We start from the raw sequence: 19,484 nt of genomic DNA on the forward strand, positions 1-19,484 counted from the left end.
AATGTCCGACCTGCCCCCTCTCAACTGGCTGCGCGCCTTTGAGGCCTCGGCCCGCAACCTGAGTTTTACGGGTGCGGCGCGGGATCTGAACATGACGCAAAGCGCGGTCAGCCAGCAGATCAAATCGCTGGAGGCATTTCTGGGCCGTCCTCTTTTTCATCGCCGGGTCCGGGCACTGGAACTGACGCAGACAGGTATCAGCTATCTGCCGGTGGTGCGCGATGCCTTCCGCACGCTGGCGCATGGCACCCGTGCCCTGACGCGCACCGAAAACGATGTGCTGCACATACAGTGTAATCTGACGTTCGCGATCCACTGGCTGGCCCCGCGCCTGTCTGCCTTTCGCCAGCTGCACCCTGGCGTACAGCTGAACATCACCACAGAACTCTGGGAGCCACGCGACAGTGTCGAGGGTGCTGATGTCGAGATCAGATATTCACTGCGGCCCTCAGACCGCGTTTATGCCGAACTGCTGGCGACAGATCACTATTATCCGGTCTGCGCGCCGGGATATGCCGTCACGCTCCCAGACCTCGCACAACATCCGCTCTATGACTGTTCGAACATGATGGGCACATGGACCGTCTGGGCCGAAGAACAGAACCTGCCCTGGCCCGATCCGGCAGTGACATATGCAACCACCTATTCCGTTGCTCTGTCCGTAGCGATGAGCGGCGGCGGGCTGGCCCTGGGCCATGACGCCATTGCGCGGGGTCTGATCGAGCAGGGCCACCTTGTTGTTCCGTTCGCCCACCGCGCCGTGATGCAGGAAGCCTATTTCCTTATCCAGAGCCCCCGGGCGCAGGATATGCCCGCCGCCCGGGCGTTTACAGACTGGCTGCGCTCTGAACTCGGGGCGTTCTACAGCGGTCGGCTGGGCACCCAGGCATAACCGTCGTCGCACAGAATATAGCATTCGCGCAGACCGTGGGGCTTGTCGGTTGGCGGCTGCAGAACCATAAAGCCCAGCGCCTCTGCGCGACCCGCCGCCTGATCAGGGTCCGTATCGTAGAAACGGATTTCCACACCCGCGCCCCGTGGCGGGTTCTCGGGCAGGATGCTGAGCAGCGGGTTCGACGCATAGGTACCGTCACTGTGCAGCTGAAAGACGTCTGACCCGCTGGTGATGATCGCAAAATCATCACTCAGCCGGTGCACACGGACATCAAACACCGCTTCGAGAAATCCGCTGGTCGCGCGCACGTCCCGTACCAGGATATTCAGTCCGATGCCGCGCAGAGATTTGCCGAAATCTTCAGCCGAGACCGTTTCGTAATCCATTCTGCAGGCTCCCCGCTTGAACATCGCCCTGCCCCGTGTCAATCAGGGACATGACGCATGTTCCTTTTCCCTCCTGGCCTGATACCGCTGCCGATCTGATCAACGTGGCAACGGGCAGGTCCCCCGCGGACACGATCATCAAAGGCGGTGCCTGGGTCAACGTCCATACGCGCGAAATCCTGCCAAATCACGATATTGCCATCGTGGCTGGCCGAATTGCATGCATTGTGCCGGATGCGGATTACTGCAGAGGTCCGGAAACACAGATCATCGACGCAGCCGGTCGCTATATGATCCCCGGACTTTGTGACGGCCATATGCACATTGAAAGTGGTATGCTGACCCCCGCGGAATTTGCCCGCGCCGTCATCCCCCATGGCACGACCAGCATGTTCACTGATCCCCATGAGATCGCGAATGTTCTGGGCCTGGAGGGCGTGCGCATGATGCATGACGAAGCCCTTATGCAACCTGTGAACATCTTTACGCAGATGCCGTCCTGTGCGCCTTCAGCCCCCGGAATGGAAACGACCGGTTATGAAATCTCGGCCGATGATGTGGCCGAAGCAATGTCGTGGCCCGGCATCATCGGTCTGGGGGAAATGATGAATTTTCCCGGAGTATCGAACGCCGATCCCAAAATGCTGGCCGAAATGGCCGCGACGCAACGTGCCGGGAAAACAGTTGGTGGCCACTATGCCTCCCCTGACCTCGGGCCGGCTTTTGCAGGGTATGTGGCCGGAGGACCGGCAGACGATCACGAAGGCACCTGCGAGGCGGATGCCATCGCCCGAATGCGCCAGGGGATGCGCAGCATGATCCGCCTGGGCTCTGCCTGGTATGATGTCGAAAGCCAGATCACCGCAATTACGGAAAAGGGGCTGGATCCACGCAACATGATCCTGTGCACTGATGACTGCCATTCCGGCACCCTCGTGAACGACGGGCATATGAACCGGGTCGTACGACATGCGATCGACTGCGGCTGTGATCCGGTGGTCGCCCTGCAGATGGCGACAATCAACACCGCAACGCATTTCGGGCTGGAACGCGAGATCGGCAGCCTGTCACCGGGGCGCCGCGCGGATGTGATCCTGACCTCTGATCTGAAAACCCTGCCCGTTGAAGTGGTCATCGCGCGTGGTCAGGTGGCCGCCAGGAATGGTGAATGCCTTGTGGATTGCCCGCACTATGACTGGCCCGACCGCGCGCGGCAGACGGTTCACATGGGCAGGACCCTGAGCGCAGGTGATTTTGTAATCTCAGCACCCAAGGGCGCCAACGCAGTAACAGCCAACGTGATCGGCGTTGTCGAAAACCAGGCCCCGACCCGCGCGCTGAAATTTGAACTGCCGGTGACGGAAGGCCGCGTTCAGGCCACTGGCGAGGTCTGCCAGATCGCCCTGGTGGAACGCCACCGCGCCACGGGTCAGGTCACAAACGCCTTTGTCTCGGGCTTTGGATACGAAGGGCCGATGGCCATGGCCTCGACCGTGGCGCATGACAGCCATCATATGATTGTCGTCGGCACGGACGCGGACAATATGGCCCTTGCCGCCAACCGCCTTGGCGAGGTCGGCGGCGGCATCGTCATCTATAAAGACGGCACAGAGCTGGCTCTTGTCGATCTGCCCATTGCCGGTCTGATGTCTGACAACCCTGCCACCGAGGTCGCCGCAAAGGCAGACCGTATGATGGACGCCATGCGCGACTGTGGCTGCACCCTGAACAACGCTTATATGCAGCATTCGCTGCTGGCCCTTGTGGTCATTCCTGAACTGCGCATTTCCGACCTTGGACTGGTCGATGTACGCACCTTTGAATTTATTCCGGTACTGGAACCCGTATCATGACCAATACACTGACCCCGGCGGCACCGGCCGCTGAAGAATTCCGGGACGCAAAAGCAGCCGTCGCACGTCTCGAGGAACTCTACACACAGGCCACAGAATTCCTGTGCCGTCATTTTGTCCAAGCAATGGCCACCGGCGCGCCCGACGCTCGGGTCCGTGCCTTTTATCCGCAGGTGGCCTTCAGCACGTCAAGCTACGCACAGGTCGACACACGCCTCAGCTTTGGCCATGTATCGACACCCGGCAGCTATGCCGCAACGATCACACGCCCTGATCTCTTCCGGGCCTATCTGATCCAGCAGATCGATCTGCTGATCTGCAATCACGACCAGCCGGTGATTATCGGCCCGTCGACAACACCGATCCCGGTGCACTTTGCCGTGGCGAGCGATCCCACAATCACAGTGCCCCAGGAAGGTGCTGCAGACTTTACCCTGCGCGACATCTTTGACGTCCCTGATCTGTCGACCACCAACGATGATATCGTAAACGGCACCTACCAGCCGACCGATGGCGTGGGCGCGCTGGCGCCGTTCACGGCCCAGAGGGTCGATTACTCACTCGCCCGTTTGTCGCATTACACAGCAACCGACGCTGACCACTTTCAGAACCACATTCTGTTCACGAACTACCAGTTTTATGTGTCCGAATTCGAGGCCTACGCCCGCGCGCAACTGGATGATCCTGACAGCGGGTACACGGCGTTCGTCTCGACTGGTAATGCAACAATCACACGCGGTGACGAAACGCTGGCAACCGCAGACAAGACCCCGCAGATGCCGACCTACCACCTCAAACGGGCGGACGGCTCGGGCATTACACTTGTCAATATCGGCGTCGGCCCCTCAAACGCCAAAACCGCAACAGACCACATTGCGGTGTTGCGGCCACATGCCTGGCTGATGGTGGGCCACTGCGCCGGTCTGCGCAACAGTCAGGCACTTGGTGACTTCGTGCTGGCCCATGCCTATCTGCGCGAGGATCACGTGCTTGACGACGATCTGCCCGTCTGGGTGCCGATCCCGGCGCTGGCGGAAATTCAGATTGCGCTGGAACAGGCCGTCGCACAGGTCACAGCATTTGAGGGCTACGAGCTGAAACGTATCATGCGCACCGGCACTGTTGCCACGATCGACAACCGAAACTGGGAGCTGCGCGATCAGTCAGGCCCGGTGCAGCGGCTCAGCCAGTCGCGTGCGGTCGCCCTTGATATGGAAAGCGCCACGATTGCGGCAAACGGCTATCGTTTCAGGGTGCCCTATGGCACGCTTCTGTGCGTTTCTGACAAACCTCTGCACGGCGAGCTCAAACTGCCGGGTATGGCCTCAGACTTCTACAAAACACAGGTCGCGCGCCATCTGATGATCGGAATCCGCGCGATGGAACACCTGCGCACGATGCCTCTGGAGCGCATCCACAGCAGGAAATTGCGCTCGTTTGAGGAAACAGCCTTCCTCTGACGGCGGAATTCCCCGGAAATCGGTGAAAATTGCGATGTTTTTCGTTAATTTTCACTACTAATCGTTGTGTTTACGCACAACATAGGGCTAGGTTTCCCGCATGAGGCCCAACTGTTCGGGCAGCGAAGGAGAAAAACAAAATGGCTACGAAACCAATGACGAAAACCCAGCTCGTCGCCGCACTGGCCGATGAAATGGGCACCGATAAGAAATCTGCAAGCGCTGCGCTGGACGCCGTCTGCAACCTGATCACCCGTGAAGTGTCCGGCGGTGGCGCCGTAACGCTGCCGGGTGTCGGCAAAATCTACTGCCGCGAGCGCCCCGAGCGCATGGTGCGCAACCCTGCCACCGGCGAGCAGTTCAAGAAAGAGGCAGACAAGGTCGTGAAAATGACCATCGCCAAAGCGCTGAAAGACAGCGTCAACGGCTGATACCGTCGCTTTCGATGCAATGCAGAGGGTCGCCTTTCGGGCGGCCCTTTTCAGTTGCAGACTGCGTTCAGCGCTGGTCGCGGTTGGTGCAGCACCAAAGTCTGATGTGGCGTTTTGTACAGGCGGGATATAGCCGCGGATGCAGACGCACCTGATCTGGCAGCCTGTTCAGGAGATTTCTTTCTGCACGCAACGGACCGGCGGTTGCGCTGACAACTGGGGCGGCCAGCGCCTGTTATGTCTGGCCACATGGTTTGGCCGCATTTACTTATCTTCGGATGTCCGGCCCGGGCACCGTTCCTGTGCATGACGCTGAAAATGCGTTCCGGGCATTCTTTCTGGCAATCTCATGCCAGCTCCGATTAGGGTGCACCGGACAACAACCCAAGGAATGCTCATGCCCGCTCCTCTGAACACTTTCAAGAAAGCTCTCGCAGAGGGTGACACACTTTTCGGCTGCTGGATGAGCATGGCAGAAGGCTATACCGCCGAAATCATGGGCGGCGCCGGTTTTGACTGGCTTCTGATCGACGGCGAGCATTCGCCCAATGACATCCGGTCAATCCGGGACCAGATGGTGGCGCTCAAAGGCAGCGCCAGCCATCCGGTTGTGCGGGTGCCCATCGGCGAGACCTGGATCATCAAGCAGGTTCTCGACGTCGGTGCCCAGTCCGTGCTGGTCCCTATGGTCGAGACCGCAGATCAGGCGCGCGCGCTCGTGCGTGCCTGCCGGTACCCGCCGAACGGCACCCGTGGTGTCGGTTATGCCGTGGGCCGCGTATCGGACTTTGGTCAGATGGAAAACTACGGGCCCACTGCGGATGAACAGATCTGTCTTCTGGTGCAGGTCGAAAATAAAACCGGCCTTGATAACCTCGACGAGATCCTGGCTGTAGAGGGCGTGGATGGCGTGTTCATCGGACCTGCGGATTTGTCTGCCAGTATGGGCTACCTGGGCCAGACCATGCATCCTGACATGGTGGCGACAATCCTGGACGCCCTGAAACGGATCTCGGATGCGGGCAAAGCGCCGGGCATACTGACGACCGATGACGGGATGATTCAGTCCTCGCTGGACGCAGGCGCGCAGTTTGTCGCCGTAGCGATGGACATTGCGCTTCTCCTGAACACGGGAAAAGCAACGGCTGCAAAGTGGAAGAGCCACGCAAGCTGATCATCTGTGTGACTGCGCTCTGAGGTCACACGCATGTCATTCCGCACAGAGTCCCCTTTCCACTGAGCGCGCGCGGGTATAAGAGGCCCGCACCATCACACATATATTGGAGTCAAACAGATGGGTTACCGCGTCGTTATTGCGGGTGCCACAGGCAATGTGGGCCGCGAAATGCTGAATATTCTTTCCGAACGCCACTTTCCGGTGGACGAGCTGACGGTACTTGCGTCCCGTAAATCGCTCGGCACGGAAGTCAGCTTTGGCGATACGACGCTCAAGACAAAGGACCTGGACACGTTTGATTTCACCGGCCAGGACATCGCGCTTTTTGCAGTAGGCTCTGAGGCCACAAAGAAATATGCGCCCAAAGCCGCAGCTGCGGGCTGTGTCGTGATCGATAACTCGTCGCTCTATCGCTATGATCCGGACGTGCCGCTGATCGTACCAGAAGTGAACCCTCAGGCGATCCACGGCTATGCCAAAAAGAACATCATCGCGAACCCGAACTGCTCGACCGCGCAGATGGTGGTGGCCCTCAAACCGCTGCACGACCGCGCAACGATCAGGCGTGTTGTGGTCAGCACGTACCAGTCTGTGTCCGGTGCGGGCAAAGAGGGGATCGACGAACTCTGGGATCAGACGAAATCGATCTACAACCCGACCGATGACAAACCGGCGAGAAAATTCACCAAGCAGATTGCGTTCAACGTGATCCCGCATATCGACGTCTTCATGGACTCAGGCGAGACCAAGGAAGAATGGAAAATGGTGGCGGAGACGAAAAAGATCGTCGACCCGAAGATCAAAGTCACAGCGACCTGCGTGCGCGTGCCGGTTTTTGTCGGTCACTCCGAAGCGGTGAACATCGAGTTTGAAGACCACCTCGACGAAGACGAGGCCCGCGAGATCCTGCGTGAGGCGCCCGGCGTCATGGTGATCGATAAACGCGAAGATGGCGGCTATGTCACGCCCGTCGAATGTGTTGGTGATTTCGCCACCTTCATCAGCCGCATCCGCCAGGACAGCACGATCGACAACGGCCTGAACCTGTGGTGCGTGTCGGACAACCTGCGCAAGGGCGCTGCCCTGAACGCAGTGCAGATCGCGGAACTTCTGGGCCGCGAGATACTGAAAAAAGGCTGACAGAACTATTGCTCTGAGGACCCCGCAGCTCTCTCCGGAGCGGCGGGGTCTTTCTTCGGTTCGATGTCGGGGAATGCACGCACCGAAGAGCAGCGTCACGCAGGCCCCGGACCTTTTGCGATCCTGAACAGGCCGACTTCTGCAAAAGACAGAAATCCTGCAAGGTAACATCGGGCCAACCGTCACCGGACAAAAGGGCGGCGCGAAACCCGGGAGCATTGCCCCTTTTCCGAGACATAACGGAGTGGCAAAAAATCTGTGCCGCGGGCACCGGATCCGGAGAATGTACCTGCTTCGTGCGCTCCGTTTTGCCGGAAATACTCAAATTCTTAACAACTTACCCCGATTAGTTTCTGGATAAACACGCCCGGAGCCTGCAGAAAAGTCAGACGCTCTCCCTAAAATGCGCATCAAATTGCTTCTTTTTTCTGGTAATGCTGCACAAACACTTTTCAGGATGCCCCGACGAAATGCAGACCGGACGAAAATCAGGCCCACCTCCATCGGTCACCCGCCAGATGACGGGCCTGCTGGGCGTAATCGGTTTTGCACTCGCATTGTATTTCCTGAGTAATGCCGGATTTGACCGGGTGCATGCGACAGTCATCGTTATGGCGGCGACGGCTTTGCCAATGTTGCTGCACGAAGTAGTGTTTCTGAAGGCACACAGGCAGGAAGCTGCCGGTCTCCAGGGGTTCACGCTGCGTGGCACGGGCCCGGCCAACTGGGAACGCATCTGTATCAAACTGTTTGGCATGTGGGGTACAATTGCCGGCCTTGCCTTTGCCTACTGGCTGTTCCCTGAGTATGCGCGTGAATTCTATGAACCGTTCTGGGCATTCTGCCACGACTACGCCCTGGCTTTTGTCTTCATAACCACTTTTTATTTCTGGCTTATCGACCGTTGGCAGAAAGAACCCGAGGATGAATACTATGCCGCTGGCAGACTGTTCATGGGACAACGCGACAAGGTTTCCGGAGAGGACATCAGGCGCCATTTTCTGAACTGGATCATCAAGGGATTCTTCATCCCGCTGATGTTCATCTATCTGTCGAACTCGGTACAGTTTCTGATCAGAGAGCCGGTTGGGTCGGCTTTCGACAGCTTCCCCATGTTCGTCCGGTATATCTCGCGCTTTACGCTCGGACTGGATCTGGCGATTGCCGCTGTTGGATACTTTCTGACAATCCGCCTGGCCAACGCGCATATTCGCTCGCCCAACAACCTGTTCTGGGGCTGGACCGTTACGCTGTGTGTCTACGCACCCTTTTACGGACTGATTGGTAAACGATACCTGGACCACAAGGACGGCAACGGCTGGCTGGAAATGTTCGCTGATAATACCGGCGTCTGGTTCTACGTCTGGGGAGTGGCCATCATTATCTCCAAACTTGGCTGGGTCTGGGCCAATGTCACCTTTGGCATCCGTTTCTCTAACCTGACGAACCGCGGTATCCTGACAAACGGACCGTTCCGCTGGTTCCGGCACCCATCCTACTTCTTCAAGAATGTATCGTGGTGGCTGCTGACCGTCCCGTTCTTTTCTACCGAGAGCAACGAAGTCGCGTTGCAGAACACGCTTCTCATGCTGAGCCTGAATACCATCTATCTGCTGCGCGCAAAGGCGGAGGAACGGCATCTTTCAGAAGACCCGACCTATGTTGAATATGCGATGTGGGTGGAAAAACATGGCGCAATGCGCGGTCTCCGCGCGATTTTTCCATTCCTGCGTTATCGGCGGCCTGACCCGCAGCCTGATGCAGAAACCCAAAAGCTCTATGCGCCCTACCGCGCTGTGTGAATCGCGACATCGCACCGAAGATGCTGACGTGCGATGGTTTCCCGGTGCAACAGAATTTCAGGTCTCGCGCGGGTTTTTTGGTTTTCCGGGCCCGAAGCGCCGCAGAAAGGTCGCATAGGAAAAGCCGAGATCGTGGACATTGCACAACTTGTATCCGCTGGTCTCAGTGTGGAGAGACAGACCGCCCCAGGCAACTTTCAGATAGTAACCGTGCCCGCGCAGACGTCTGTCAAGATCATCCCAGCTGGTCGCCTCTGCCATGTCGCGAAACAGCAGTTTCTGCAGCGCAAAAACGAGGCGGTCACTGATCTCTTCACGGGCTTTGCGGGGCGACTTTCTGTTGACGATATGCGCCTGCAGCAGATCCTCTACAATCTTTCCCACCGTGCCCTCTTTCTCGGTGGCAAGGTCGTGAACTGCGAGAGCAAGGTCGGCCGGAAGCTGGACGGTAACAGTACGTTTGTTCATACCGCGACATTTGCTTAATTCTGGTTTACAAATGGTTAAAATCGTTCCGCGCGGAGAACTTCACAATCCACGATGCTGACGACGCCGATGTGCCTTTCGACAACCTCAAAAGCGGCATCAAGCAAAGCACTCAGCCGGTCAGGCCGGATGATACAGATGACCTGCACCATACCTGCTGCACGACCAATTTCACCCGACCGCGTCCATGAACCTGAGCGTCCGGAACCGCCGAGCACAGGCAATATCGTAAATCCTGTAACGCCCGCCCGCGTGAGCGCGTCCGTCAGCCGTGACTGCATGATCGCCTCGATTGTGATTTCGACCCTTTTGGCCTGATGAGTTTGCATGCCTCAGCCTCCCGCAAATGACGTGGCAACCGCAACATAGAGCGGTATGCCCAGAGTGAGATTAAAGGGGAAAGTCACACCAAGCGACAGTGTGAGGTAAATCGACGGGTTCGCCTCTGGCAGGGCGACGCGCATCGCAGCCGGAACGGCGATATAGGAGGCCGACGCAGACAGCACCATAAGAAGCGCGACGCCACCCGGCGACAGCGCCAGCAACAGCCCAGCCCCAAGCCCGAAGGCGCTGCCGATAACCGGCATCAGCACTCCGAAAGCCAGCACACCGGGGCGCAGTACACCGCTGCCGCCGCGCAGCCCACGCCCCGCCACCAGCCCCATATCCAGCAGGAAGAGACACAGAACGCCCTTGAATGGCGCCACGATAAAGCTGGAGATTTCGGCAAGGCCCTCCTCGCCGGTGACCCACCCGATGATGAACGATCCGACAAGCAGAACAATGGAGCCGTTCAGCAGAATTTCGCGCCACAGGTCACTGTCCATACGGCGCCCGTCGCCACCCCGGGAAATCAGCCACAGGGCCGACAGGATCGCTGGCGCCTCCATCGCCGCCGCAACCGCTACCATATATCCTTCCGAACTGATCCCGCTGCTTTCCAGCACGGATGTTGCAGCCACAAAGGTCACAATCGAGATGGACCCGTAATGCGCCGCCACAGCAGCCGCGTCCAGCCGGCTGAGCCCCGTCATGACTTTCAGAAGCGCGAATGCGATGAGCGGCAGTAAAGCGGAAAGGACAATACCCGCGACAAGCGACAGCCCGAGTTTCAGGTCAATACCGTGGGCGGCAACGCTGACCCCGCCTTTGAAACCGATGGCAAACAACAGATAGATAGACAACGCTTTGGCTGCAGCCTCAGGTACCGTGAGGTCCGAGCGTGCGAGTGACGCAGCAACGCCCAGCGCAAACGACAGAATAATCGGCGACAGCAGATTGTTGCCCGCCAGTGTCAGTATCTGCTCCACGGTTTTCCCTTTCAGTGCCTGCTCAGGCCTCCGGTACCACAGTCAGATGGTGGAGTTAAACCGGTCTGAAGGCTTTCTGCTCTGGCATGAAACACTCGAGCCCGCCTTCGCCGATATCAGTCCAGAGGCCGTGCAGAGTCAGACGCCCTTTATCGACGCGCTCGCTGATAAAAGGGAATGTCATGAGGTTTTCAAGGCTCGTAATCACAGCATGCTTTTCAAGCTGCTGCGCCTGCTGCCCGGGATCGTTTTCCTGTGCCACCAGTTCATATTTCGGGCGCAGAATATCCATCCAACGACCGACAAAGCTCTGATCTTCTTCGAGCTCCGGTGCATTTCCACAGCACATGTCAATGCATCCCTTCACGCCGCCGCATCCGGAATGACCAAGCACAATGAGGTGGGTAACATGCAATACAGTAACCGCATATTCCACAGCAGCGGACGTGCCGTGATGATCACCATCCGGCGCAAAAGGCGGCACAAGGTTTGCGATATTGCGGTGGATAAAGAACTCGCCCTGATCAGCACCGAAAATTGAGGTAACGTGCACTCTGCTGTCACAGCAGGATATGACCATTGCTCTGGGGTGCTGACCATCTGCTGCCAGATGCCTGTACCAGGCCTCATTCTCTGCGTATCCGGTTGCTTTCCAGCCGTGATAGCGTTGTACCAGATAGCCTGGCAGCGGCTTTGCCTGTTCCATAATTCGTCCGATTTGCGCAACTGTCGGTACCGGACTAACCTGAATTCGCAATAAATTCGAGGGAAAACATGGGGTAGTCTCAACCCTTTGGATACATTTCCAATGGCATAACCCCAACTCGCGGTGGGTGCGTAATAGGGTGAGAGAAATGGATCAAGTCCTGAAGATCAGGCTGAATGAGAAGGTGCACGTCGATCAGGACCGGCTGAGCGCGCTTTATGCCGAGCTCGGAGAGGCCGGTGCCGAGGATGTTGTCTGCAGAGCAATGGAAGAGCTCGCACTGCGTCTTTCTCACTGTGGACGTCTGCACAAAAACGGAAGTCGCCAGGACCTGCGCAAATGCGCCCGGTCTCTGATCGCCATCGCTGATCAGATTGGCATGCATGTTCTCGCGCGCGTCGCCGGTGACGTAATCTGTGCCGTCGATTCCTGCGACGAGCCCGCCATTGCCGCGACACTGGCGCGGCTGCTGAGAACCGGCGAACAATCCCTGACCGCCATCTGGGATCTCCAGGACATCACCATCTGACGGCTTGCGCCGGCGTGTGATCAGGCTAGGCTGACGGGAGATGTCTCCTGAAAGGCCTTTTGTCATGTCTGTAGCTTTTGCTGACCCCGACACCGATCCGGTTCCGCTTCACGTTATTGAGCAGGGCGAGGTGGATGACTGGCTTTCGGACAAGCCGCCATCTGTGTCAAAATGGGTCACCGCAAATGGCTTCACCGGCGCTCTCGGACAGGCGATCGTCGTGCCGGACGGCGAGGGCGCGCCGCTGCTGGCGCTTGCAGGCTACGGTACTCCCAAAACCCGAAAACGGATGCGGTTTTACCTCGCCGCAGCGGCTGCAAGACTGCCGGGCGGCGCCTACAGAATAACCTCTGGCATCCCCGAAGACCGGCTGGAACGTGAAACCCTCGGATGGTTGCTGACCGGTTACCGCTTCGATCGCTACGCCACCGCACGTGGCATGGAAGCGAGACTGGTGCCCCCCGAAAACCTGGACGTTCAGCGTCTGCTCGCGATTGCCGAAGGAGAGGCCCTGACCCGCGACCTGATCAACACGCCGTCAAATGACATGGGTCCCTCGGAACTTGAGGAAGCCGCGCGCGATCTTTCTGTGCGCCATGGCGCATCTGTCAGCGTCGTTCATGGCGAAGACCTGCTGGCCGGAAACTATCCGCTGATCCACACTGTGGGCCGCGCGTCCGACCGCGCGCCGCGCCTGATCGACATCCGATGGGGTGATTCCGGCCCCGCGGTCACTCTTGTTGGCAAGGGTGTGTGCTTTGACACCGGGGGTCTGAACCTGAAACCGGGCGGCTCCATGGCACTGATGAAAAAGGACATGGGGGGTGCCGCCAATGTGCTGGGTCTGGCACACATGCTGATGGCAACGGCCACAGGCATCCGGCTTCGTGTGCTGATCCCGGCTGTGGAAAATTCAGTTTCCGGAAACGCCTTCCGCCCGGGCGACATTCTGCCTTCCCGCAAGGGTCTCACGGTCGAGATCAACAACACGGACGCCGAGGGCCGCCTGGTCCTCGCGGATGCCCTGACACTCGCCCAGGAAGACGACCCTGATCTGATTGTCTCCATGGCCACGCTGACCGGCGCGGCACGCGTTGCCGTCGGTCCGGACCTCGCGCCCTACTATTGCGACGATGCCGACTTTGTCCGGCAGTTGGAAAGCAGCGCGCAGGCCACTGACGATCCGGTCTGGCGGATGCCCTTTCACGATCCTTACGAGGCGATGATCGAGCCGGGCATCGCCGATCTGGATAACGCACCAAAGGGTGGCTTTGCCGGGTCGATCACCGCCGCGCTTTTCCTGCGGCGGTTTGTGGGCGACAGCACCTATGCGCACTTCGATGTTTATGGCTGGAATCCGACAGATGCACCGGCGCGCTCCAAAGGAGGTGCCGGCCAGGCGATCCGTGCGCTGCTCGATACGATTGGTCAGATGGCAAACGGATGAACGACCCGCGTTCAACACCGGATCCGGCGGCTGTCACTCTGAATGAGGCGGCCTGCGTTTGCGTGCCGGTGACAGACCTGCTGCGCCGACCGGACGGCCCGCGTGACAGGCAGCTGACACTGGGCGCTCCGGTGACCGTCCTTGGCCGTACCGGCGACCATGCGCTGGTACGCGCAGAGGCCGACGGGTACTGTGGCTATGTCTGTGCGTCCGACACCGGCCCGGCACTGGTGCCCACGCACAGGGTGATAACCCGCCTCGCCCATACGTACTCAGACGCGGATATCAAGTCTCCCGAACGGGCCTGCCTGAGCTTCGGAGCAAAGGTAACAGCCATTTCGGAAACCGCGGTCTTTATCAAAACTGCCTGGGGCTTCGTTCCCCGTCAGCATGTGCACCGCACAGAGGTCCTGGCCCGCGATCCGGCCGCCGTCGCCGCGCTTTTTGAGGGCACACCGTATCTTTGGGGCGGCAATACCGGCACTGGCATTGATTGCTCTGGACTTGTCCAGGCCGCCTGCCTGTCCTGTGGAATCGCCTGTCCGGGTGACAGTGATCAACAGGAAACCCAGCTCGGTGAACGTCTGCCAGCTGACACGGTACCACAACGCAACGATCTGCTGTTCTGGAAAGGCCACGTGGCTCTGGTGATAGATGAAAACACGCTGATCCACGCCAACGCAGGCCACATGCTGGTCAGTTATGAACCGATTGAAGAGGCTGTCACGCGCATCGAAACCCAGGGCGGCGGGCCGGTAACCGCGCACAAAAGGCTGTCAGCTGCAGGTTAAATTCCGTTACTCAACCGCACGGATCAGTTTGCGTTCCAGCACGCGCAATACCGTACGCAGGTCATGCCCCCGCCGCATAATCTGCCCATCCATGCCAACGACAGCATACATGCCTTGTTTGTCCCGCAACCGGGGGCGTTTTTCGATACGGTAAAGAGGGTTCTCTGCGGTACGGCGGAATACCGAAAACACCGCGACCTCCCGCAGACAGGAGATACCATAGTCGCGCCATTCGCCGGCAGCTACAAAGCGGCCATAGAGTGACAGGATCACTGACAGTTCTGTCCGGTGAAACGCGACCTGTTGCGGCGGCAGCTGATGCAGATTGCTCTGGGGTGGAACCTGATAATTCATACCATCAGACTTGCGCCCTTCGCGCATCAAATCAAGCCCCTCACGAAAGGATATACAGAAGCGAGGTGATATGTTACCGATCGCAGATCAGGGAGTGAAATCGGAAACACAAATGCCGGATCAGATGACGCCACAGATGCGCGCTGAAACCTGCGCCCGTCTGATGCTGGAGAAAGATACTGCAAGCCGGGCGCTTGGAATGACGATAGACGATATTGCGCCAGGCACAGCGCGGCTGAGGATGCCGGTTACGGACCAGATGGCAAATGGCCACGGGGTGTGTCACGGCGGGTATATCTTTACGCTGGCTGATTCCGCTTTTGCCTTTGCCTGCAATTCCTACAACCGCGTTACAGTGGCCCAGCAGAACCAGATTACCTATCTCGCACCGGGCAACGTCGGTGATATGCTGACCGCCAGCGCGCGGGAAGTGTCGCGCACAGGGCGTTCCGGCATTTACGATGTAGAGGTTCACAATCAGAATGATGACGTTATTGCTGTCTTTCGGGGCCTCTCCCGCACGATAAAAGGCCAGCATTTTCCGGAAGACGGAGGCTCCGAATGAAAGATCTGACACCAGACCGGAGTTCGCTCGACCCTGTCGAAATCGCAAGCCGGGACGAGATCACCGCTTTGCAGACAGAACGTCTGAAGTGGTCGCTGGCCCATGCCTATGAAAACGTACCGCACTATCGCAGAAGTTTTGACGACGCAGGCGTGCATCCATCAGACCTGCGCGATCTGTCCGACCTGACACGGTTTCCGTTTACCCAAAAAGCTGATCTGCGGGCAAACTACCCGTTCGGTATGTTTGCCGTTCCGCGCGATCAGGTCGCGCGCATTCATGCATCCTCCGGCACGACCGGGCAGCCAACAGTCGTGGGTTACACAAAAAAAGATCTCGAAAACTGGGGGGCCGTGGTGGCCCGTTCCCTGCGGGCGTCCGGTATGAAGCCGGGTGACCTTCTGCACAATGCCTATGGCTATGGCCTCTTTACCGGTGGTCTGGGCATCCACCTTGGTGCCGACGCGCTTGGCCTGACCACTGTGCCGGTGTCCGGCGGCATGACACAGCGACAGGTGCGGCTGATCGAGGATTTCCGGCCAGACGGAATCACAGTGACACCATCCTACGCGCTGTCTGTGCTGGATGAATACGACGCGGCCGGCCTCGATCCGCGCAAATCTCCCATGCAGGTCGGAATATTCGGGGCCGAGCCATGGACCAATGCAATGCGCCGTGAAATCGAAGACGCCTTCGACATGCATGCCGTCGATATTTACGGTCTTTCAGAAGTGATGGGCCCCGGTGTTGCCAATGAATGTGTCGAGACCAAGGATGGTCTGCATATCTGGGAGGACCATTTCTATCCTGAGATCGTCGATCCGGTAACTGGCGTACCCGTTGCAGACGGCGAACAGGGCGAGCTGGTTTTCACCTCACTGACCAAAGAGGCCTTCCCGGTTATCCGCTACCGGACCCGGGACCTGACGCGCCTGCTGCCGGGTACGGCGCGGTCCATGCGCCGTATGGAAAAGGTGACAGGCCGGTCGGATGATATGATTATCCTGCGCGGTGTGAACGTTTTTCCGACCCAGATCGAAGAAGCTATCATGGCCACCCCTGGCCTCGCCCCGCATTTCCAGATCGAACTCTCGCGCCCCGACCGGATGGATCAGATGCGCATACTGTGCGAAGCGGCCGAGGGGTCGGGCGATTCCGCGGCAGCCGCGCTGACAGACCGGATCAAACAGACTATCGGGATTTCGGTCACAGTCACGGTCGGTCCGCCAGGTTCCGTCGCGCGATCTCAGGGCAAGGCAGTACGGATCATCGATTGCCGGGACACCACGCCCTGAACGGCTGCGGTACCTCTGGCAGACTATTGACCCCTTGCCACCGCTCCCTGATTGTTCCTGAATGCGCTTAACCTTCATTCGGAAAAAGCAGTATGGCACAGAAGTTTGATCGCATCACAGAGTTACGCCGATACGCTGATAAAAGTGAAACCGGCATTGAAATTGCGCCCTATTGTACGCCGATTGCATCCCGGCGGGAGGGATACAGCACGATAAATGTCGATGTCTTTGACACAGCCACGATCCTGAAACGTGCGGCCGCGGATGAATTTGTGGATTGTGCAAAAAGAGAACTGATTGAGGAAGTGGACCTTGTCGGTGACGCCAGTGACCTTGCCGCCCTTACCAAAAAGCTGCGAACAGATCATCAGATTGGTTATATTGTTTCGTCCCACAATTTCGAACACTTACCCAACCCGCTGAAATTCCTGAAGGATTGTTCAGTGGTACTGAAAGACGGCGGTGTGTTGAGTATGGCGATTCCGGATTTCCGCGCCTGTTTCGATCACTTCAGGTTTCCCACCCGGTTGTCGGACTGGCTGGATGCATACCACCGCCCCTCGGCGATGCCGCAGCCTTCACGTATTTTCGAGACGCGAAGTGTCTACGCTGAATACAGAGACTTCGATGGCAGTCATCTTGCTTTTAACCTGGAACGTCTGCGACCGGAAAAGTTTGTTCCCGTTACGGATCTGAAAGAGCAGTACAGTGCGTATCTTGAGCGGTTGGAGAGACCGTTTGACTATGTCGACTCGCATTTCAGTGCGATGTTTGGTGAGACTTTCGAACTGATGGTACGAGACCTTATTTTTCTGGGCGAACTTGACCTCGAGGTGCTGGATGTTTCCGGAACGAAAGGCCACGAGTTTTTTGTACACCTCCGGAAATCGACACCACCCGAAGAGCCGGACAGTCTGTTTTTTGAACGCCGCGCTGTTCTGCTGAAACGGATACAGGCTGGCCTGGGTTCAGGCGCGTTGCCAACTGTGCGGGCAAAGCAGGTGCTGAAACTGTCTGATCTTTCACTGAGTTGCATTTTTGACCTACGTACCCTGTTTCGGACAGTCATCGGGGCAGAGCGTTATGCCAGGTTGCGCAGAATGAACGCAGATCGTCGGGCCAGAAGAAAGAGCACAGGCTGATCAAACGGTAATTCTCTTTTACTGGCTGCACTCACGCAAACGCCCCATGGCAGAACCAGCCTGACGACATCGTCCCGCCGTGCCCGTAAAACAGCCAGAGGCGCTGGCCATCCTCTGTATCCGTCACCCAGTAGTCCCGCACGCCCGTCCGCCAGTCAGGATCGTCGAGCCACCACTCCGGCGCCAGCCGTTCCGGACCTGTCGCCCGCCGCCGCTGCAGCGTCTGGCCCCGCCAGCGGAATTCCTGAGGGACATGCGGCGTATCCGGTGCGCTGACAGGTTCCGGTCGCCACATCAGCAGCGGGCGGGGCGTTGGCGCCGAGCGCCATTCCCCTTCATGCGGTGCAGACCAGGCCGCAGCCATGATCTTGCTGGTCTTTTCCGGAATATGGCTGTCGGCCGGATGCAGGCGTGTCACAGCATCAAGCCCGACGCGGGCACCAATCCGGCCAATAAGATCATCCATCGCTGTATTGCTCGCCAGCCGCCGGTTTACCGCCTGCCCCGCATCCAGATGGCCGACAGTACGTCGAGTGTGCAGCGGTTCTGACTGCACGGCCTCCAGTCGCAGCATATCAATGCCAAATCCGGCATCGATGTTTTCCAGCTTCATTGCCAGCAGCGGTCGGATGCGTTCAGGATCATGGGTCGGCCGCGCAAGACCGATTCCGACGGACTGGATATCGTGGTCACTGCGAAAAGCCTGCAGCCTTACCCGGCGGGCGCCCCGCCCCTTGTCCCGCAACTGCCCGCACAGGCGCGGCAGAAGGCGGTCAATACCTGCAAGCATATCCGTCTCAAGGCCGATCGGGTCAGGCAGTGTCAGGCGCACGGCAAAATGATCGGGCGGCCTGGCAGGAGAGACCGGTTCGGGTGCAGAACCCATCGCCTGATCCATGCGCATCACCAGCCCCCGCCCGAAACGACGTGCCAGCGATGCGCGGGGCTGGCCCAGCAGATCACCGATCCGCCGCAGACCCAGCCGGGACAGCTGTTCAGCCACACCATCATCAAGCCGCAGCGCTGCAACCGGCAGCGGGCTGAGAGCCGAGTAATTCTGCCCCGGTGCTGCAATGGGGTGCGTAGCGTCATGCGCGCCCGGAGAGTGTACCGGGGCCGCACCGCCTTTTGTCCAGTGGCGGCGCTTGCCTGCCCGTGACCGTGTCGCCCGCGCCTCCTGGTCAATCGCATCACCAGACCTGTGCGATTCTGCCGTCTGACCGGCAAACCGGGCCAGCGCCCAGGCCGCGCCGCGGGTATCTGCCAGCCCCATGCGCACAGCGAGACCCAGATCGCTACAATCCTGCCGGACCACCCCGAGCAAAGGGGTCTCGCCGCCAAAGAGATGCGCACATCCGGTCAGGTCCACCACCAGCCCGTCGTCAGCTTCGGTTGCAACCCAGGGGCTGAATTTCCCCGCCCAGCGCTGCAACACCATCAGAAACGCCGCTTCGGCTTCGGTATTGCGGGTCCGTGTCACAAGCCCCTCGCACATTGCATGCGCGTCACGCACGGGCTGTCCGGTCCTGATCCCGCGGGCCGCTGCATCCGCATTTACAGAAGATACAATCTGCGCATTGCTGATCTCCTGCACCACGGCAAGCGGCATCTCCAGCAGCTGCGGGTCCTGCCGCATCAGCCGGTCAGCTCCCAGACGCGGGAACCACAGAGACAGAATTCGCCGATCAGTCATTGTGGCAGCAAGGACCCTGGAA

At 58.7% G+C, this 19,484-nt stretch carries 20 protein-coding genes; 13 read left to right on the forward strand and 7 right to left on the reverse strand.

Translation table 11 applies throughout. The features are described from left to right. The first annotated feature begins 1 nt into the window (after nucleotide 1). On the forward strand, nucleotides 2-892 hold the full coding sequence (locus tag Q0792_RS11580; RefSeq protein ID WP_298840421.1) for a LysR substrate-binding domain-containing protein: 891 nt from the start codon (nucleotides 2-4) through the stop codon (nucleotides 890-892). Here Q0792_RS11580 and Q0792_RS11585 read toward each other — a convergent pair. Beyond that, the gene (locus tag Q0792_RS11585; RefSeq protein ID WP_298840422.1) at nucleotides 862-1,281 is read right to left on the reverse strand and encodes a glyoxalase; all 420 of its coding nucleotides are present in this window, start codon (nucleotides 1,279-1,281) and stop codon (nucleotides 862-864) included. The genes Q0792_RS11580 and Q0792_RS11585 overlap by 31 nt on opposite strands. A 50-nt stretch (nucleotides 1,282-1,331) precedes the next feature. On the opposite strand from Q0792_RS11585, the gene ade reads away from it, so the two are divergent. The 6 genes from ade to Q0792_RS11615 all read left to right on the forward strand — a co-directional run bounded on the left by ade (nucleotide 1,332) and on the right by Q0792_RS11615 (nucleotide 9,144). After that, entirely contained in the window at nucleotides 1,332-3,134 is a 1,803-nt protein-coding gene (gene ade, locus Q0792_RS11590) for an adenine deaminase (RefSeq protein WP_298840423.1), read from the forward strand. After that, on the forward strand, nucleotides 3,131-4,594 hold the full coding sequence (locus Q0792_RS11595; protein ID WP_298840424.1) for an AMP nucleosidase: 1,464 nt from the start codon (nucleotides 3,131-3,133) through the stop codon (nucleotides 4,592-4,594). Before ade ends, Q0792_RS11595 begins: the two co-directional genes overlap by 4 nt. A 140-nt stretch (nucleotides 4,595-4,734) precedes the next feature. Beyond that, nucleotides 4,735-5,025: an HU family DNA-binding protein gene (locus Q0792_RS11600; RefSeq protein WP_259274189.1), complete on the forward strand. Its 291-nt coding sequence runs from the start codon at nucleotides 4,735-4,737 to the stop codon at nucleotides 5,023-5,025. A 397-nt stretch (nucleotides 5,026-5,422) separates the two neighbouring features. After that, on the forward strand, nucleotides 5,423-6,199 hold the full coding sequence (locus Q0792_RS11605; RefSeq protein WP_298840429.1) for an HpcH/HpaI aldolase/citrate lyase family protein: 777 nt from the start codon (nucleotides 5,423-5,425) through the stop codon (nucleotides 6,197-6,199). Between the two features lie 120 nt (nucleotides 6,200-6,319). Next, complete coding sequence (locus Q0792_RS11610; protein WP_298840431.1) at nucleotides 6,320-7,342, forward strand: aspartate-semialdehyde dehydrogenase; 1,023 nt, start codon at nucleotides 6,320-6,322, stop codon at nucleotides 7,340-7,342. A 470-nt stretch (nucleotides 7,343-7,812) separates the two neighbouring features. Next, complete coding sequence (locus tag Q0792_RS11615; RefSeq protein WP_298840432.1) at nucleotides 7,813-9,144, forward strand: isoprenylcysteine carboxylmethyltransferase family protein; 1,332 nt, start codon at nucleotides 7,813-7,815, stop codon at nucleotides 9,142-9,144. A gap of 57 nt (nucleotides 9,145-9,201) precedes the next feature. On the opposite strand, the gene Q0792_RS11620 is transcribed toward Q0792_RS11615, so the two are convergent. Genes Q0792_RS11620 through Q0792_RS11635 form a run of 4 tightly spaced genes read right to left on the reverse strand, consistent with a single transcriptional unit; the run spans nucleotide 9,202 to nucleotide 11,646 of the window. Further along, entirely contained in the window at nucleotides 9,202-9,612 is a 411-nt protein-coding gene (locus Q0792_RS11620; RefSeq protein ID WP_298840434.1) for a hypothetical protein, read from the reverse strand. A gap of 35 nt (nucleotides 9,613-9,647) precedes the next feature. Continuing rightward, a complete protein-coding gene (locus Q0792_RS11625) occupies nucleotides 9,648-9,959 on the reverse strand; it encodes a transcriptional regulator (RefSeq protein WP_298840435.1) in 312 nt (103 codons plus the stop codon). Between the two features lie 3 nt (nucleotides 9,960-9,962). Further along, nucleotides 9,963-10,940: a sodium-dependent bicarbonate transport family permease gene (locus Q0792_RS11630; RefSeq protein ID WP_298840437.1), complete on the reverse strand. Its 978-nt coding sequence runs from the start codon at nucleotides 10,938-10,940 to the stop codon at nucleotides 9,963-9,965. Between the two features lie 55 nt (nucleotides 10,941-10,995). After that, on the reverse strand, nucleotides 10,996-11,646 hold the full coding sequence (locus tag Q0792_RS11635) for a carbonic anhydrase (protein WP_298840440.1): 651 nt from the start codon (nucleotides 11,644-11,646) through the stop codon (nucleotides 10,996-10,998). A gap of 148 nt (nucleotides 11,647-11,794) precedes the next feature. On the opposite strand from Q0792_RS11635, the gene Q0792_RS11640 reads away from it, so the two are divergent. The 3 genes from Q0792_RS11640 (at nucleotide 11,795) to Q0792_RS11650 (ending at nucleotide 14,413) form a co-directional block, all read left to right on the forward strand. Then, entirely contained in the window at nucleotides 11,795-12,175 is a 381-nt protein-coding gene (locus Q0792_RS11640; RefSeq protein WP_298840442.1) for a hypothetical protein, read from the forward strand. Nucleotides 12,176-12,239: 64 nt separating this feature from the next. Next, nucleotides 12,240-13,622, forward strand: coding sequence for a M17 family metallopeptidase (locus Q0792_RS11645; protein ID WP_298840445.1), 1,383 nt, complete (start codon nucleotides 12,240-12,242; stop codon nucleotides 13,620-13,622). After that, entirely contained in the window at nucleotides 13,619-14,413 is a 795-nt protein-coding gene (locus Q0792_RS11650; RefSeq protein ID WP_298840447.1) for a C40 family peptidase, read from the forward strand. Before Q0792_RS11645 ends, Q0792_RS11650 begins: the two co-directional genes overlap by 4 nt. A 6-nt stretch (nucleotides 14,414-14,419) precedes the next feature. Here Q0792_RS11650 and Q0792_RS11655 read toward each other — a convergent pair whose 3' ends face one another. Then, nucleotides 14,420-14,767 (reverse strand): DUF2794 domain-containing protein, encoded by a 348-nt coding sequence (locus tag Q0792_RS11655; RefSeq protein ID WP_298841862.1) that lies wholly within the window; start codon nucleotides 14,765-14,767, stop codon nucleotides 14,420-14,422. Nucleotides 14,768-14,891: 124 nt separating this feature from the next. On the opposite strand from Q0792_RS11655, the gene paaI reads away from it, so the two are divergent. From paaI to Q0792_RS11670, 3 genes are all read left to right on the forward strand, one after another. Then, a complete protein-coding gene (paaI, locus tag Q0792_RS11660; RefSeq protein ID WP_298841865.1) occupies nucleotides 14,892-15,332 on the forward strand; it encodes a hydroxyphenylacetyl-CoA thioesterase PaaI in 441 nt (146 codons plus the stop codon). Continuing rightward, on the forward strand, nucleotides 15,329-16,627 hold the full coding sequence (gene paaK, locus Q0792_RS11665) for a phenylacetate--CoA ligase PaaK (RefSeq protein ID WP_298840449.1): 1,299 nt from the start codon (nucleotides 15,329-15,331) through the stop codon (nucleotides 16,625-16,627). Before paaI ends, paaK begins: the two co-directional genes overlap by 4 nt. A gap of 92 nt (nucleotides 16,628-16,719) precedes the next feature. Then, a complete protein-coding gene (locus Q0792_RS11670; RefSeq protein ID WP_298840452.1) occupies nucleotides 16,720-17,769 on the forward strand; it encodes a methyltransferase domain-containing protein in 1,050 nt (349 codons plus the stop codon). Between the two features lie 31 nt (nucleotides 17,770-17,800). On the opposite strand, the gene Q0792_RS11675 is transcribed toward Q0792_RS11670, so the two are convergent. Continuing rightward, on the reverse strand, nucleotides 17,801-19,462 hold the full coding sequence (locus Q0792_RS11675) for a DNA polymerase Y family protein (RefSeq protein WP_298840454.1): 1,662 nt from the start codon (nucleotides 19,460-19,462) through the stop codon (nucleotides 17,801-17,803). Between the last annotated feature and the right edge of the window lie 22 nt (nucleotides 19,463-19,484).

Origin of the sequence: uncultured Roseobacter sp. (assembly GCF_947495025.1) — a bacterium.
Classification (GTDB): domain Bacteria; phylum Pseudomonadota; class Alphaproteobacteria; order Rhodobacterales; family Rhodobacteraceae; genus Roseobacter.

Coding starts and splice junctions, on each gene's coding strand:
- ade (WP_298840423.1), top strand. CDS start 1,332: ATGACGCATGTTCCTTTTCCCTCCTGGCCTGATACCGCTGCCGATCTG.
- Q0792_RS11605 (WP_298840429.1), top strand. CDS start 5,423: ATGCCCGCTCCTCTGAACACTTTCAAGAAAGCTCTCGCAGAGGGTGAC.
- Q0792_RS11650 (WP_298840447.1), top strand. CDS start 13,619: ATGAACGACCCGCGTTCAACACCGGATCCGGCGGCTGTCACTCTGAAT.
- Q0792_RS11675 (WP_298840454.1), bottom strand. CDS start 19,462: ATGACTGATCGGCGAATTCTGTCTCTGTGGTTCCCGCGTCTGGGAGCT.
- paaK (WP_298840449.1), top strand. CDS start 15,329: ATGAAAGATCTGACACCAGACCGGAGTTCGCTCGACCCTGTCGAAATC.
- Q0792_RS11640 (WP_298840442.1), top strand. CDS start 11,795: ATGGATCAAGTCCTGAAGATCAGGCTGAATGAGAAGGTGCACGTCGAT.
- Q0792_RS11645 (WP_298840445.1), top strand. CDS start 12,240: ATGTCTGTAGCTTTTGCTGACCCCGACACCGATCCGGTTCCGCTTCAC.
- Q0792_RS11655 (WP_298841862.1), bottom strand. CDS start 14,767: ATGAATTATCAGGTTCCACCCCAGAGCAATCTGCATCAGCTGCCGCCG.
- Q0792_RS11595 (WP_298840424.1), top strand. CDS start 3,131: ATGACCAATACACTGACCCCGGCGGCACCGGCCGCTGAAGAATTCCGG.
- Q0792_RS11600 (WP_259274189.1), top strand. CDS start 4,735: ATGGCTACGAAACCAATGACGAAAACCCAGCTCGTCGCCGCACTGGCC.
- Q0792_RS11580 (WP_298840421.1), top strand. CDS start 2: ATGTCCGACCTGCCCCCTCTCAACTGGCTGCGCGCCTTTGAGGCCTCG.
- Q0792_RS11625 (WP_298840435.1), bottom strand. CDS start 9,959: ATGCAAACTCATCAGGCCAAAAGGGTCGAAATCACAATCGAGGCGATC.
- Q0792_RS11620 (WP_298840434.1), bottom strand. CDS start 9,612: ATGAACAAACGTACTGTTACCGTCCAGCTTCCGGCCGACCTTGCTCTC.
- paaI (WP_298841865.1), top strand. CDS start 14,892: ATGACGCCACAGATGCGCGCTGAAACCTGCGCCCGTCTGATGCTGGAG.
- Q0792_RS11610 (WP_298840431.1), top strand. CDS start 6,320: ATGGGTTACCGCGTCGTTATTGCGGGTGCCACAGGCAATGTGGGCCGC.
- Q0792_RS11615 (WP_298840432.1), top strand. CDS start 7,813: ATGCAGACCGGACGAAAATCAGGCCCACCTCCATCGGTCACCCGCCAG.
- Q0792_RS11585 (WP_298840422.1), bottom strand. CDS start 1,281: ATGGATTACGAAACGGTCTCGGCTGAAGATTTCGGCAAATCTCTGCGC.
- Q0792_RS11670 (WP_298840452.1), top strand. CDS start 16,720: ATGGCACAGAAGTTTGATCGCATCACAGAGTTACGCCGATACGCTGAT.
- Q0792_RS11635 (WP_298840440.1), bottom strand. CDS start 11,646: ATGGAACAGGCAAAGCCGCTGCCAGGCTATCTGGTACAACGCTATCAC.